At 64.1% G+C, this 14,288-nt stretch carries 11 protein-coding genes; 4 read left to right on the plus strand and 7 right to left on the minus strand.

Features of this window, described 5'->3' with window-relative positions; genetic code table 11:
• Positions 1-147 precede the first annotated feature (147 nt).
• The 5 genes from pyk to gcl form a co-directional block, all read right to left on the minus strand.
• On the minus strand, positions 148-1,563 hold the full coding sequence (pyk, locus tag CXQ81_RS10785; RefSeq protein ID WP_101337185.1) for a pyruvate kinase: 1,416 nt from the start codon (positions 1,561-1,563) through the stop codon (positions 148-150).
• Complete coding sequence (locus tag CXQ81_RS10790; protein ID WP_007922094.1) at positions 1,553-2,833, minus strand: glycerate kinase; 1,281 nt, start codon at positions 2,831-2,833, stop codon at positions 1,553-1,555. Before CXQ81_RS10790 ends, pyk begins: the two co-directional genes overlap by 11 nt.
• A 172-nt stretch (positions 2,834-3,005) precedes the next feature.
• Positions 3,006-3,896: a 2-hydroxy-3-oxopropionate reductase gene (locus CXQ81_RS10795; RefSeq protein ID WP_007922096.1), complete on the minus strand. Its 891-nt coding sequence runs from the start codon at positions 3,894-3,896 to the stop codon at positions 3,006-3,008.
• 89 nt (positions 3,897-3,985) lie between these two features.
• Positions 3,986-4,768 (minus strand): hydroxypyruvate isomerase, encoded by a 783-nt coding sequence (hyi, locus tag CXQ81_RS10800; RefSeq protein ID WP_007922097.1) that lies wholly within the window; start codon positions 4,766-4,768, stop codon positions 3,986-3,988.
• 136 nt (positions 4,769-4,904) lie between these two features.
• The gene (gene gcl / locus CXQ81_RS10805) at positions 4,905-6,680 is read right to left on the minus strand and encodes a glyoxylate carboligase (protein WP_101337186.1); all 1,776 of its coding nucleotides are present in this window, start codon (positions 6,678-6,680) and stop codon (positions 4,905-4,907) included.
• Positions 6,681-6,944: 264 nt separating this feature from the next.
• Here gcl and CXQ81_RS10810 point away from each other — a divergent pair, with 264 nt between their 5' ends.
• Complete coding sequence (locus CXQ81_RS10810; protein WP_101337187.1) at positions 6,945-7,385, plus strand: heme-binding protein; 441 nt, start codon at positions 6,945-6,947, stop codon at positions 7,383-7,385.
• Positions 7,386-7,513: 128 nt separating this feature from the next.
• Here the strand turns inward: CXQ81_RS10810 and CXQ81_RS10815 are convergent, their stop codons facing one another.
• Complete coding sequence (locus CXQ81_RS10815) at positions 7,514-8,122, minus strand: TetR/AcrR family transcriptional regulator (protein WP_007931453.1); 609 nt, start codon at positions 8,120-8,122, stop codon at positions 7,514-7,516.
• A gap of 135 nt (positions 8,123-8,257) precedes the next feature.
• Between CXQ81_RS10815 and CXQ81_RS10820 the strand changes: the two genes are divergently transcribed.
• On the plus strand, positions 8,258-9,184 hold the full coding sequence (locus tag CXQ81_RS10820) for a DUF808 domain-containing protein (protein WP_101337188.1): 927 nt from the start codon (positions 8,258-8,260) through the stop codon (positions 9,182-9,184).
• Between the two features lie 48 nt (positions 9,185-9,232).
• Here CXQ81_RS10820 and CXQ81_RS10825 read toward each other — a convergent pair whose 3' ends face one another.
• Positions 9,233-10,648 (minus strand): PLP-dependent aminotransferase family protein, encoded by a 1,416-nt coding sequence (locus CXQ81_RS10825; RefSeq protein ID WP_007931457.1) that lies wholly within the window; start codon positions 10,646-10,648, stop codon positions 9,233-9,235.
• A 265-nt stretch (positions 10,649-10,913) separates the two neighbouring features.
• Between CXQ81_RS10825 and CXQ81_RS10830 the strand changes: the two genes are divergently transcribed.
• On the plus strand, positions 10,914-11,918 hold the full coding sequence (locus CXQ81_RS10830) for a hypothetical protein (RefSeq protein WP_007931458.1): 1,005 nt from the start codon (positions 10,914-10,916) through the stop codon (positions 11,916-11,918).
• 185 nt (positions 11,919-12,103) lie between these two features.
• Positions 12,104-14,281: an iron-containing redox enzyme family protein gene (locus CXQ81_RS10835; RefSeq protein ID WP_101337189.1), complete on the plus strand. Its 2,178-nt coding sequence runs from the start codon at positions 12,104-12,106 to the stop codon at positions 14,279-14,281.
• Positions 14,282-14,288 lie beyond the last annotated feature (7 nt).

Raw genomic sequence — 14,288 nt, forward strand, 5'->3', positions numbered from 1 at the left:
CCGCAGCCGAGCGCAGCGAGGCTGCGATCGGGCGCGTAGCGGCCGTCAATCAGGCAATGCCGTGTTCCACAGGCAAGTCCAGTGCTCGGGCCTGGCGAAGACTGCGTTTTCGAGCGCAGCCTCGCAGGCTCGGCAGCGGCTACATGCTCAGATCAGGGTTTCGATGCGCAGCGAGTTGGTCGAGCCCGGCTGGCCGAACGGCACGCCGGCGGTGATTAACAGGGTGTCGCCACGTTTGGCCATGCCTTGCGCCTGGGCGATCTCCAGGGCGGTGGAGCAGACCTCGTCGACCTGGCGCAGGCGGTCGTTGACCACCGAGTGCACGCCCCAGGCCACCGTCAGGCGCCGCGCGGTGGACAGGTTCGGCGTCAGGTTGAGGATCGGCACCGTCGGCCGTTCCCGGGCCGCGCGCAGGCTGGAGCTGCCGGACTCGCTGTAGTTCACCAGCACCGCCACTGGCAGGATGCTGCTGATGCGGCGGATCGCGCAGCTGATGGCATCGGACACCGTGGCTTCGGCCTGGGGCCGGCTGACGTCGAGCTGGGCCTGGTAGTCCGGGCCGCTTTCCACCTGGCGGATGATCTTGCTCATCATCTGCACCGCTTCCAGTGGGTATTCGCCGGAGGCGGTTTCCGCCGAGAGCATCACCGCGTCGGCGCCTTCGGCCACCGCGTTGGCCACGTCCGTGACCTCGGCCCGGGTCGGGGCGGGGGAGAAGCGCATGGATTCGAGCATCTGCGTGGCCACCACCACCGGTTTACCCAGCTGGCGGCAGGTGCCGATGATGTTCTTCTGGATCTGCGGCACGCTTTCGGCCGGCACTTCGACGCCCAGGTCGCCACGGGCCACCATGATCGCGTCGCTCAGTTCGGCGATCTCGCGCAGTTGGGTGACCGCCGAGGGTTTCTCGATCTTGGCCATCAGGAACGCCTTGTCGCCGATCAGCGCGCGGGCTTCGCGAATGTCCTCGGGGCGCTGCACGAACGACAGGGCGACCCAGTCCACCCCTAGTTCCAGGCCGAATTCCAGGTCGCGACGATCCTTGGCGGTCAGCGGGCTGAGGTCGAGCAGCGCCTGTGGGACGTTGACGCCCTTGCGGTCCGACAGCTCGCCGCCGTTGAGCACCGTGGTGTCGATGGCGTCGGCGTGCTTGGCGGTGACCCGCAGGCGCAGCTTGCCATCGTCCAGCAGCAGGTCCATGCCCGGCTCCAGGGCTTTGAGGATTTCCGGGTGGGGCAGGTTGACCCGGCGCTGGTCGCCCGGGGTGCTGTCCAGGTCCAGGCGCAGGGCCTGGCCGCGGTGCAGCTGGACCTTGCCTTCGGCGAACGTGCCGACCCGCAGTTTCGGGCCTTGCAGGTCCATGAGGATGCCCAGCGGGTAGTTCAGCTGTTTTTCGACTTCGCGGATCCACTGGTAACGCTGGGCGTGATCGGCGTGGTCACCGTGGCTGAAATTGAGGCGAAAGATATTCACCCCGGCCTGCACCAGCTCGCGGATATCGTCGATGCCGTCGATGGCCGGGCCGAGGGTGGCGAGGATTTTGACCTTTTTGTCAGGCGTCATGTTTTGGGCTCTCGAGGATCAGGATGGCGCGGAAGTCGTTGACGTTGGTGCGGGTCGGCTCGGTGACGATCAACCCATCCAGGGCCGCGAAGTAGCCATAGCCGTTGTTGTTGTCCAGCTCGTCGCTGGCACTCAGGCCCAGGGCGGCGGCGCGGGCATGGCTGTCCGGGGCCATGATCGCGCCAGCGTTGTCTTCGGAGCCGTCGATGCCGTCGGTATCGCCCGCCAGGGCGTAGACGCCGGGCAGGCCCTTGAGGCTGTCGGTGAGGCTCAGGAGGAACTCGGCATTACGCCCGCCGCGGCCATTGCCGCGCACGGTGACCGTGGTTTCGCCGCCGGACAGGATCACGCAGGGCGCCGCCAGCGGCTGGCCATGCAGCACCACCTGGCGGGCGATGCCGGCGTGGACCTTGGCCACCTCGCGGGACTCGCCTTCCAGGTCGCCGAGGATCAGCGGGCTGAAACCGGCCTGGCGGGCTTTCACCGCGGCGGCCTCCAGCGACTGCTGCGGCCGGGCGATCAGCTGGAAGTGACTGCGGGCCAGGCTCGGGTCGCCGGGCTTGACGGTTTCCGACTCCGGGCTTTGCAGCCAGGTGCGCACCGCCGCCGGGACCTCGATGGCATAGCGCTTGAGGATCGCCAGGGCCTCGGCCGAGGTGCTGGGGTCGGCCACGGTGGGGCCGGAAGCGATGACCGTGGCCAGGTCGCCCGGTACATCGGAAATCGCGTAGGTGTAGACGGTGGCCGGCCAGCAGGCCTTGGCCAGGCGGCCGCCCTTGATCGCCGAGAGGTGTTTGCGCACACAGTTCATCTCGCCGATGGTGGCGCCGGACTTGAGCAGGGCTTTGTTGATCGACTGCTTGTCCGCCAGGCTGATGCCCGCGGCGGGCAGGGCCAGCAGGGCGGAACCGCCGCCGGACAGGAGGAAGATCACCCGGTCCTGTTCCGAGAGGTCGCTGACCAGCTCCAGCACGCGCTTGGCCACGGCCAGGCCGGCGGCATCGGGCACCGGATGGGCGGCTTCGACCACTTCGATTTTTTCGCAGGGCGCGCCGTGGCCGTAGCGGGTGACGACCAGCCCGCTGACTTCACCCAACCAGCAGCGTTCGACCACCTGGGCCATGGCCGCGGCGGCCTTGCCGGCACCGATGACGATCACCCGGCCGCTGCGGTCGCTGGGCAAGTGGGCTTCGAGGACGTGCTGCGGGTGGGCGGCGTCGATGGCTGTGGCGAACAGCTCACGGAGGAATTGTTGCGGATCGACCGACATGGCGGGCTCCCGGATTTCTTGTTATTCGAGGTGTGGCTGTAACGCAGCCTGTAGCCGCTGCCGAAGGCTGCGATAAGGTTCGAAGAACCTTCCTGCGATGTGCAAGTGCACGCCTGCTGCGCAGGCGATCGCAGCCTTCGGCAGCGGCTACAGGGGATTTCCTGGCGTTCTCTTACTGGTCGCGGATCGAGAAGTTGGCCATGTGTTCCAGGCCCTTGATCAGCGCCGAGTGGTCCCAGTTGCTGCCGCCGATGGCCGCGCAGGTGCTGAACACTTGCTGGGCGTTGGCGGTGTTCGGCAGGTTGATGTTCAGCTCCTTGGCGCCTTGCAGGGCCAGGTTCAGGTCCTTCTGGTGCAGGCTGATACGGAAGCCCGGGTCGAAGGTGCCCTTGATCATGCGCTCGCCGTGCACCTCGAGGATCTTCGAGGAGGCGAAGCCACCCATCAGCGCCTCGCGCACCTTGGCCGGATCGGCGCCGTTTTTCGCGGCGAACAGCAGGGCCTCGGCCACCGCCTGGATGTTCAGGGCGACGATGATCTGGTTCGCCACCTTGGCGGTCTGGCCGTCGCCGTTGCCGCCGACCAGGGTGATGTTCTTGCCCATGGCCTGGAACAGCGGCAGGGCGCGCTCGAAGGCCTGGCTGTCGCCGCCGACCATGATGCTCAGGGTCGCCGCCTTGGCGCCGACTTCACCGCCGGATACCGGGGCATCCAGGTACTGCGCGCCTTTCTCGTTGATCCTGGCGGCAAAGGCCTTGGTCGCGGTCGGCGAGATCGAGCTCATGTCGATCACCACCTTGCCCGGGCCGACGCCCGCCGCCACGCCGTCGGCGCGGAACAGCACGTCGTCGACCTGCGGGGTATCCGGGACCATGACGATGATGAACTCGGCTTCCTGGGCCACTTCCCTGGGGCTGGCCAGGGCGACTGCGCCGGCGGCGACCAGGTCGGCCGGGGCCGCGTCGTGGTGCTGGGACAGGAACAGACTGTGACCGGCTTTCTGCAGGTTGGAGGCCATTGGGTGGCCCATGATGCCGGTGCCGATGAATCCGATTTTAGCCATGAGAAAATCCTCTTTTTGTTAGGTAGCACGCCCTCTGTAGGAGCGAGCAAGCTCGCTCCTACAGCGATAAACGATGACGCGGTTGCCGATCAGATTGCGTTGTGGCTCTTGAGCCAGCCCAGGCCCGCCTCGGTGGTGGTCAGCGGCTTGTATTCGCAGCCGACCCAGCCCTGGTAGCCGATCTTGTCCAGGTGCCCGAACAGGAAGCGGTAGTTGATCTCGCCGGTCCCCGGTTCGTGACGCCCCGGGTTGTCCGCCAGCTGGACATGGTTGATCGCGTCCAGGTGCCCGGACAGGGTCCGGGCCAGATCGCCCTCCATGATTTGCATGTGGTAGATGTCGTATTGCAGGTACAGGTTGCTGCTGCCGACCTGTTCGCGAATCGACAGGGCCTGGGCCGTGTTGTTCAGGTAGAAGCCCGGGATGTCGCGGGTGTTGATCGCTTCCATCACCAGCTTGATGCCCGCGGCCTGGAGTTTTTCGGCGGCGTACTTGAGGTTGGCGACGAAGGTCTTTTCCACCGTGGCATCGTCGAAACCTTGCGGACGAATGCCAGCCAGGCAGTTGATCTGGGTGTTGCCCAGCACCTGGGCGTAGGCGATGGCCAGGTCGACCCCGGCGCGGAACTCTTCGACCCGGTCCGGCAGGCAGGCGATGCCGCGCTCGCCTTTCACCCAATCGCCCGCGGGAAGGTTGAACAGCACTTGGGTCAGGCCGTGGGCGTCGAGTTGCGCCTTGATCTCGGCGGAGCTGAATTCGTAGGGGAACAGGTATTCGACACCACTGAAGCCAGCCTCGGCGGCGGCCTTGAAGCGGGCGAGGAAGTCCTGTTCGGTGAACAGCATGGACAGGTTGGCGGCAAAACGCGGCATGGTGGTCTCCTGTAGAGGTATCAATCCCTGTAGCCGCTGCCGCAGGCTGCGATAAGGCCGAAGTCCTTCGACGATCCTGAGATCTTGCGCATCCTGCGGATGCGATCGCAGCCTTCGGCAGCGGCTACATAGGGGGTCAGTCGAGCAGGGAAATCGCGGTCGGGGCGTCGTTGCCGACCAGCGCCAGGTCTTCGAATTCGTTGACCGCGTTGATTTCGGTGCCCATGGAGATGTTGGTGACACGCTCCAGGATGATCTCGACGATCACCGGCACCTTGAACTGTTCGAGCATTTCCTGGGCCTGGCGCAGGGCCGGCTGGATGCCCGACGGCTCGAATACCCGCAGCGCCTTGCAACCCAGGCCCTCGGCGACCGCGACGTGGTCCACGCCATAGCCGTTGAGTTCCGGGGCATTGAGGTTGTCGAAGGACAGCTGCACGCAGTAGTCCATGTCGAAACCGCGCTGTGCCTGGCGGATCAGGCCCAGGTAGGAGTTGTTCACCACCACATGGATGTATGGCAGCTTGAACTGCGCGCCCACGGCCAGTTCTTCGATCATGAACTGGAAGTCGTAGTCGCCGGACAGCGCCACTACTTTGCGCGATGGATCGGCCTTGACCACCCCCAGCGCCGCCGGAATGGTCCAGCCCAGCGGGCCGGCCTGGCCGCAGTTGATCCAGTGGCGTGGCTTGTACACGTGCAGGAACTGCGCGCCGGCAATCTGCGACAGGCCGATGGTGCTGACGTAGCAGGTGTCCTTGCCGAACACCTGGTTCATCTCTTCATACACGCGCTGTGGCTTGACCGGCACGTTGTCGAAGTGGGTCTTGCGTTGCAGGCTCGATTTGCGCTGCTGGCAATCCTGCAGCCAGGCATTGCGGTTCTTCAGCTTGCCGGCGGCCTGCCATTCGCGAGCGACTTCGATGAACACGGTCAGCGCCGAGCTGGCGTCGGAGACGATGCCCAGGTCCGGGGTGAACACCCGGCCGATCTGGGTCGGCTCGATGTCCACGTGGATGAATTTGCGGCCCTCGGTGTAGACGTCCACCGAACCGGTGTGGCGGTTGGCCCAGCGGTTGCCGATGCCCAGGACCACATCAGACTTGAGCAGGGTGGCGTTGCCGTAGCGGTGGGAGGTCTGCAGGCCGACCATGCCGACCATCTGCGGGTGATCGTCGGGGATGCTGCCCCAGCCCATCAGGGTCGGAATGACCGGGATGCCGGTCAGCTCGGCGAACTCCACCAGTAGCTCACTGGCATCGGCATTGATGATGCCGCCACCGGCGACCAGCAGCGGACGCTCGGCCTGATCCAGCAGGGCCAGGGCTTTTTCGACCTGGACCCGGGTCGCCGAAGGCTTGGCTAGCGGCAGCGGCTGGTAGGCGTCGATGTCGAATTCGATCTCGGCCATCTGCACGTCGAACGGCAGGTCGATCAGCACCGGGCCGGGGCGGCCGGAGCGCATTTCATAAAAGGCTTTCTGGAAGGCGTAGGGCACCTGGCCGGGTTCCAGGACGGTGGTCGCCCACTTGGTCACCGGCTTGACGATGCTGGTGATGTCGACGGCCTGGAAGTCTTCCTTGTGCAGGCGGGCACGCGGGGCCTGGCCGGTGATGCAGAGAATCGGGATCGAGTCGGCCGAGGCGCTGTACAGGCCGGTGACCATGTCGGTGCCGGCAGGGCCGGAAGTACCGATGCACACGCCGATATTGCCGGCCTTGGTGCGGGTGTAACCCTCGGCCATGTGCGAGGCGCCTTCGACGTGGCGAGCGAGGACGTGATCGATGCCGCCGACCTTTTGCAGGGCGGAGTACAGCGGGTTGATGGCGGCACCCGGGATGCCAAAGGCGGTATCGACCCCTTCACGGCGCATCACCAGAACGGCGGCTTCGATTGCTCTCATTTTGCTCATGGTTTTGTGCCTCTTACGTTTTGTAATTGTATACAAGTGGCTTTGCGCAGAGTGTATTCACGGCGAGCGTCGCAGGTCAATCCATTTTCTCTAGCGCTGGGGTGCGTTCGTCCGGTGCCGGTAAACAGGCGGCTTTTCGTCGGAAGCAGGGATTTACGAAAATTATTGTATACAAAAACAAAATTTGTTGTGTTCTATTTGTTGTATCGATCTTCTTATCGGAACTCCCGGATTTTTCCCAATAACAAAATAAGGACGGCACCCATGAGCGCTTTAACCTTGAACGTTGCAGTCAGCCTGGCCGGCAAGGCCCTGGCCTTCGGCCGCGAGATCAGCGCGGCACCCTTGACCATCGCGGTACTCGACGCCGGCGGGCATCTGGTGACCTTGCAGCGCGAAGACGGGGCCAGCTTGCTGCGGCCACAGATCGCCATCGGCAAGGCCTGGGGCGCGATCGCCCTGGGCAAGGGCTCGCGCCTGCTGGCGCTGGATGCGCAGCAGCGGCCGGCGTTCATTGCCGCGCTCAACAGCCTGGGGCAGGGCAGCGTGGTGCCGGCACCGGGTGGGGTATTGATTCGTGATCGGCAGGGGGCGGTGGTGGGGGCGATCGGCATCAGCGGCGACACCTCGGACATCGACGAGCAATGCGCGATCAGCGCCATCGAGGCGCAGGGCTTGCAGGCGGATGCGGGCGTGAGCGCCTGATCTGTAGCCGTGTAGCCGTGTAGCCGCTGCCGCAGGCTGCGATCGCACACAACGGGTGCGCAAGATCTGAAGATCGCTGAAGGCCTTCGGCCTTATCGCAGCCTGCGGCAGCGGCTACAAGGGCTGGCTTACTTGTCCGTTTCGCAGCCCTTGAGCACCAGGCGGATGATGGTCTGGGCGGCGGCTTCGTAATCGGACTCGTCCAGCTTGGCCTTGCCGGTCACCACCGAGATCTGCCAGTCGAAGTCGGCGTAGGTCTGGGTCGCGGCCCAGATGCTGAACATCAGGTGGTGCGGGTCGATGGGCGCGATCTGGCCACGATCGATCCAGGTCTGGATGCAATCGATGTTGTGCTTGGCCTGGGCGTTGAGTTGTTCGACCTGGTCCGGGCTCAGGTGCGGAGCGCCGTGCATGATCTCGCTGGCGAACACCTTGGAGGCGAAGGGCAGGTCGCGGGAGATGCGAATCTTCGAGCGGATGTAGCCGCTCAGCACTTCACTGGGCACGCCGTCGGCGTTGAACGGGGTCGAAGCCTGGAGGATCGGCTCGATGATGCTTTCCAGGACCTCGCGGTAGAGGTTTTCCTTGGATTTGAAGTAGTAGTAGACGTTGGGTTTGGGCAATCCTGCTTTGGCCGCGATATCGCTGGTTTTGGTCGCAGCGAAGCCTTTGTCGGCAAACTCTTCACTGGCGGCACGCAGGATCAGTTCTTTGTTGCGCTCGCGGATGGTGCTCATAAACCAGGTGATTCCTTGCCTGTTCGGGCGGTTGCGCATGGTAGCACCGGCCTTGCGCGAGGCTCAAGAATGCCCCGGCGGCCCTCGTTGCGCGTTATGCTTCGCAGCATTTATCACCTCAAGGAACCCTGATCCATGGCCGGAAGCAGTTTGCTGGTGCTGATCGACGATATTGCCGCGGTACTCGACGACGTGGCGCTGATGACCAAGATGGCGGCGAAGAAGACCGCCGGGGTGCTGGGGGACGACCTCGCGCTCAATGCCCAGCAGGTCTCCGGGGTGCGCGCCGAGCGTGAGTTGCCGGTGGTCTGGGCGGTGGCCAAGGGCTCGTTCCTGAACAAGCTGATCCTGGTACCCGCGGCACTGGCCATCAGTGCCTTCGCGCCCTGGCTGGTGATACCGCTGCTGATGCTCGGCGGTGCCTATCTGTGCTTCGAGGGCTTTGAAAAGCTCGCCCACAAGTTTCTCCACAGCAAGGCCGAGGATCAGGCCGAGCACCAGCAACTGATCGAAGCCGTGGCGGACCCGGCCACCGATCTGGTGGCCTTCGAGAAGACCAAGATCAAGGGCGCGATCCGTACCGACTTCATTCTCTCGGCCGAGATCATCGCCATTACCCTGGGCACCGTCGCCGACGCACCGTTGATGCAGCAGGTGGTGGTGCTTTCGGGCATCGCCATCGTCATGACCGTCGGCGTGTATGGCCTGGTGGGCGGCATCGTCAAGCTCGACGACCTTGGCCTGTGGCTGACGCAGAAGCCGGGCCAGGTGGCGAAAAGCATCGGTGGCGCGATCCTGCGCGCGGCGCCCTACATGATGAAAAGCCTCTCGGTGATCGGCACCGCGGCCATGTTCATGGTCGGCGGCGGCATCCTGACCCATGGCGTGCCGGCGGCGCATCACTGGATCGAGACTGTCACCGCGCACACGGCCGAGGCGGTTGGCGGGTTTTCGCTGATCATGCCGACGCTGCTCAATGCCGTGGCCGGCATCATCGCCGGCGCCGCGGTACTGGTCGTGGTGTCGCTGGGCGGCAAGCTGTGGCGCGCGGCCAGGGCCTGATTCGCACCTGCCCCTCGCCGCGGTGGCGAGGGGCAGGTGCGAGGGGTGTCAGGCGGGGAGCAGTTGCGCGACCGCCAGGCCGATCTTGTTGATCGCCTGTTCGATCTTGCGGTTGGGCACGCCGGCAAAGTTCAGCCTGAGGCAATTGCGGTACTTGCCGGCCGCGGAAAAGATATTGCCGTTGGCGATCTGGATGTCCTCGGCTTCCAGCAGCCGGTTCAGGGTGTAGGTGTCGAACTCGTCCGGCAGCTCCACCCACAAGGTGAACCCGCCCTGGGGTTTGCTGACCCGGGTGCCTTCCGGCAGATAGCGGCTGACCCACTCGGTCATCAGGTCGCGATGGCGCTGGTACTGTTTGCGCATCCGCCGCAGGTGCGGCAGGTAGTGACCCTTGGCAATGAATTCGGCCACCGCCAGCTGTGGCTGGGTAGCGGTGGTGCCGGAGCCGACGTATTTCATGTGCAGCACTTGCGGCAGGTAACGTCCCGGGGCGATCCAGCCGATCCTCAGTCCTGGCGCCAGGGTTTTCGAGAACGAACTGCACAGCAGCACGCGCCCGTCGTCGTCGAATGACTTCAGTGTGCGCGGCCGCGGGTAGCGGAACGCCAGGTCGCCATAGATATCGTCTTCGATGATCGGCACGTCGTAGCGCTGGGCCAGGCGGATCATCGCGCGCTTGCGATCGTCCGGCATGATGTAGCCCAGCGGGTTGTTGCAATTGGGCGTGAGCTGGATGGCCTTGATCGGCCATTGTTCCAGGGCCATTTCCATGGCTTCCAGGCTGATGCCGGTGACCGGGTCGGTGGGAATCTCCAGGGCCTTGAGGCCGGCGGCCTTGAGCAACTGGATGATGCCGTGGAAGCAGGGGGAGGCGATGGCCACGATGTCGCCGGGTTCGCACAGGGCGCGGATGGCGATGGACAGGGCTTCCTGGCAGCCGCTGGTGACGACGATTTCCGCAGGCGTCAGGCGGCAACCGGAATCGACGCCGAGGCGGGCAATCTGCTCGCGCAGGCTCAGCACACCTTGCAGGTGGTTGTATTGCAGGCTAGGGCTGTCGCTGCGCCGGCTGATCCGCGCCAGGGCGGTCAGCAGCGGCTTGAGGGTCGGCGCGGTGGTGTCGGGCATGCCGCAACCCAGTTGAATGGCATTGGCGTTCTGCTCCTGGCGCATCAGCTCCTGCACCAGGTCCCACTGGGAGATATCCACAGGCCGCAACGACGGCCGTCCCATCTTTGGCAGCTCCGGCAAGCGCCGGCCGGCTGGGACGAAATAGCCCGACTTGGGCTTGGGAATAGCCAGTCCCGAGCTTTCCAGAACCCGATAGGCCTGTTGCACGGTGGTGAGGCTGACGCCGTGCTCGAGGCTCAGGGCCCGCACCGAAGGCAGACGCTCCCCCGGTCCGTATAACCCCTGCTCAATGCGGCTGCTGATGTATTCGGCGAGATTCAGGTATCGAGTCATGCGGGGGACTGTAGCGACTCATCTGTCGTATAAAAAGTTACAGATTTCACTTTTTTTGAAAATTTTTCAGGGCGAAAAGGCAATCTGTACTGAGAAAAATCATCCGGCGTGTACCTATAAGACAGTGGTTGCCTTTGGGAAGATGGCCCGCATCGCGCTGTACTGGTTGTTCTTAAATACAGTTGCGGCGCAATTCAGAGTCCCCCCGAACGGGCTTCCCCCTCAGGCTACTTTAGACGATGACTTCTCAAGGAAGAGCAGGGTAATGACGGCAAGGATCAAACTGACTCCGCAGATGGCTGAGTACGAGCAGAAATTCACCGACGGTGGTGAGGTTCGCTGGCTGCCTTATTTGATGTACTTCCATCCTACCGACCACCGTTCGGAGGTGGTCAATACAGATGCCTCGGGCTTCCGCTATTCGGAGTTGCTGGGCATACAGTATTCGGTGGTCAACAGCCGCCACGCCAAGAGCGTGCGGGTGCTGGCCGGCAGCTCGACCGTGTTTGGCATCGGTGCCAGCTCGGATGCCTGGACACTGCCTTCGCGCCTGGCCGAGAACGATCCGGACAGCAAACCCTGGATCAACTTCGGCGGACGCAGCTTCAACTCGACCCAGGAGCTGACGCTTTTCACCCTTTATCGTCATTTGCTGCCCAAGGTCGACGAGATCGTGCTGTTTTCCGGGTTCAACAACCTGGGGCTGGCCCGCCAGCCACACAGCAGCCGTGGCGAACACGGCGCTTTCTTCAACTGCAATCAGTTCTTCGACGCCATGCGTCCGGAGACTCAGGCCCCCAAGCGCGGCATGTTCCGCGCCTTGCTCGGCAAGGAACAGGAAGAGCCGACGCCCGAGCCGCCACCGACCATGGAAGAGCAGATCGACTACGCCGCCGACCTGACCCTGCGTCATCTGGATACCTGGCGCGCACTGGCGGCCGACATGGGCGCCAAGCTGACCTTCATTCTGCAGCCGCTGGCCGGCTGGGTCCGGGAAAAGGGTTGCGACGAGGAAGAACAGCTGTTCGCCGAGCTGGATCGCGCCGGCAGTTTCAGCGAGGTCTATGGCGACATCCTGCAGCCCAGCGTCTGCGAGGCCTATGCCGCCCGCCTGCGCGAAGGCGCACAGAAGATGGGCGTGCGTTTCGTGAACATTACACCGCTGCTGTCCGAGGCCCTGCGGCCTGAACAGTGGTTGTTCGTCGACCGTATTCACTTCACCGACCAGGGGAACGATTTCGTCTCGAAAATCATCCTCGATGTTCTTTAAAGGAGTCTGCCATGAGTTACATCAAGAGCTTGTTCCAACGCCTGTTCGGCAAGAAGAAAAAGAAGAAGCCGGACTCTTCGATCTACCCGATGTTCTGATCTCGACACCCGACGTCATTGCTTGCCGATGACTGAGGGCCGGCAATGGATTGCCTTGGTCTCCAACCTGGAAGGGAAGTAAACAGTATGTGGCGCCAGTTTTATCGATCAGTCAGCAATCCCGAGAGCTTTCTGGGGGATGTCAGTATTCGGCGACTGATGGGCCTGGCCGCACCGGGTGAAGCCGGTGCGGGTGGCCTGGCCGAGTTGCGGGTACAGATCGAGCACTGGCGTGACGAGCAGGCCCGGGCTTACCGCGAACTGGCCAGCCAGGCCGCGGAACTGGGCAACCGACGGGAATTCGCCGAGGCGCTGCTGGCGCACTCGGCGCCACTGGCCTCGGTATTGGGCTGCTGGTTGCAAGGCATGAGCGCCCCCGGTGTCTTCGAGGACAGCGCGCAGCTCAAGCTCATGGAGTTGCTGGCCCACGACGTGGGCGTCGGGCGGCCGCTGGCATCGCGCGCCGATCACTTCAAATCGCTGTTGGTACAGTCGGGGCTGACCGCCTATGCGGTTTCGCCGTTCGAACTTTCCACGCTCCCCGACTTGCCTGACGAACTGTTCGAATTACCTGCATTGCTGCAAGCGGTCAGCCGCCGCAGCGATGCCTTTGGCGACACCCTGTGCGGCATCGATTATGCCTGGCGTGCCCTGGGGCTGAGCCCATGGTGGTCGGTGCTGGATGCGCAGCAACTGGATGTCCGCCGGCTCGACCTGAACCAGCTGGATGAAAGCGCGGGCGACAGTTCGGCGCTGGAAGTCTCCCAGTGGGTCTGCGAGCAGGTCGCCAGCCAGGGCAGCCTTCGCCGCCTGCAACTGGAGGCGGGCGCCCAATGGTTGTTCGCGGCCCTGAAAACCTTCAACGAACGATTGCTGGCGCACTGCCGGGACGCGGTATCGCCCGAGCGCCTGATGGGCAAGATGATCCAGCGCATGGCCCGGGCCGGCGCGGTCTATCACCAGGATTACAAGATGGAAGGCCGCAGCCTGGCGCAGTGGCTGCGTGAGGCCCAGGTCGACCCCGTGCCGCTGCTGGAAATGCTTTCGCGCAGCCGCCTGATCGTGCCGGGCAATGCCGAGAAGAGCCTGCTGGTCAATACACTGGTTGCGCCGAACGGGCGCATGTTCCGGATTTTCAGCGAGGCTGACCTGAGCGTCATCCGCAAGTGGATCGATGGCCTGTCCGGCCCGATCCAGCGTGCGGAAGCTGCCGAAGTACCAGCGCCAACCCCTTGCAATGCAGCGGTTCGGCAGGTGCTGGGCGAGGACACTCAAGAGCAGGGCCAGTGGCCCAAGAGCTTGCGCGAGGCCTATTTCGTCTTGCAGGGCAGGGCGCTGGCGCCGCGCACCCAGGCTTTTGCCCAGGCTTATGTGACCCGTTGGCTGGAACAGTCGCGGCGCTCGCTGCAAAGCTCCGAACGCACTTTGCCTGAAGCCTGGAATGTCGGCGTCTTGCGCGAATGGTTGCTGGACAAGCACGACCGCCACGGCCAGGAGTTCGAAGAAAGCGACCCGGCGGCCATGCCGTCGCGCGAAGAAATCGTCGACTCCACCCTGCAACTGGCACCGCTGACCCTGATCGACGGCGCCTGGCTCCAGGGTTTTACCGACCTGACGCTGGCCTCGTCCCATGTCGGTTACGCGCTGTTCCAGACCTATTGGGATGAGCTGGGTAACGGCTCCTATGCGTTGAACCATCCGAAAATCTACCGCGACGGCCTGCGCCAGATGGGGCTGGAGCTGGCGCCCACCGGTGCCCGCGAGTTCGCCGAGGATGAGCGGCTGCGCGAGGCGTCGTTCCGCTTGCCGGTCTACTGGCTGTGCCTGGGCAAGTTGCCGGTGACCTTCATGCCGGAAATCCTCGGCATGAACCTGGCGATGGAGCTGTCGGGGGTGGGCGGCAGCTATCGCTCGGCCCGGCGCTTCCTCAGGCACTACGGCTTCAGCACCGCGTTCGTCGACCTGCACAACACCATCGATAACGTCTCCACCGGGCATTCGGCCTGGGCGGTGGACGCCATCGACGCTTACATGCGCCAGGCCGCCGCGTCGAAGCCGGCGGAGCTGGCAGAGCACTGGCAGCGGGTCCGCGTCGGCTACGAGTCCCTGGCACCGCAGCCGGACCGCCTGACGTCCTGGTTGCGGCGCCTGGGTATCGGCTCCGCGGGTGCGGTGCTGCCCCGGAGCAAGACGCGGGGCGAGGACCAGGCGCTGTTTCATCACGAACCTATTGTCCCTGCCGTGCCGGTGGGCGTAACGGCCTGAACATCAA

The sequence above is a fragment of the Pseudomonas sp. 09C 129 genome (genome assembly GCF_002843625.1).
In the GTDB taxonomy this organism is placed as follows: Bacteria; Pseudomonadota; Gammaproteobacteria; order Pseudomonadales; family Pseudomonadaceae; genus Aquipseudomonas; species Aquipseudomonas chlororaphis.

What these genes read in the sequence shown, in the direction of transcription:
- CXQ81_RS10810 (WP_101337187.1), top strand. Translation starts at nt 6,945, where the DNA reads ATGAGCGCTTTAACCTTGAACGTTGCAGTCAGCCTGGCCGGCAAGGCC.
- gcl (WP_101337186.1), bottom strand. Translation starts at nt 6,680, where the DNA reads ATGAGCAAAATGAGAGCAATCGAAGCCGCCGTTCTGGTGATGCGCCGT.
- CXQ81_RS10825 (WP_007931457.1), bottom strand. Translation starts at nt 10,648, where the DNA reads ATGACTCGATACCTGAATCTCGCCGAATACATCAGCAGCCGCATTGAG.
- hyi (WP_007922097.1), bottom strand. Translation starts at nt 4,768, where the DNA reads ATGCCGCGTTTTGCCGCCAACCTGTCCATGCTGTTCACCGAACAGGAC.
- CXQ81_RS10830 (WP_007931458.1), top strand. Translation starts at nt 10,914, where the DNA reads ATGACGGCAAGGATCAAACTGACTCCGCAGATGGCTGAGTACGAGCAG.
- CXQ81_RS10820 (WP_101337188.1), top strand. Translation starts at nt 8,258, where the DNA reads ATGGCCGGAAGCAGTTTGCTGGTGCTGATCGACGATATTGCCGCGGTA.
- CXQ81_RS10795 (WP_007922096.1), bottom strand. Translation starts at nt 3,896, where the DNA reads ATGGCTAAAATCGGATTCATCGGCACCGGCATCATGGGCCACCCAATG.
- CXQ81_RS10790 (WP_007922094.1), bottom strand. Translation starts at nt 2,833, where the DNA reads ATGTCGGTCGATCCGCAACAATTCCTCCGTGAGCTGTTCGCCACAGCC.
- CXQ81_RS10835 (WP_101337189.1), top strand. Translation starts at nt 12,104, where the DNA reads ATGTGGCGCCAGTTTTATCGATCAGTCAGCAATCCCGAGAGCTTTCTG.
- pyk (WP_101337185.1), bottom strand. Translation starts at nt 1,563, where the DNA reads ATGACGCCTGACAAAAAGGTCAAAATCCTCGCCACCCTCGGCCCGGCC.
- CXQ81_RS10815 (WP_007931453.1), bottom strand. Translation starts at nt 8,122, where the DNA reads ATGAGCACCATCCGCGAGCGCAACAAAGAACTGATCCTGCGTGCCGCC.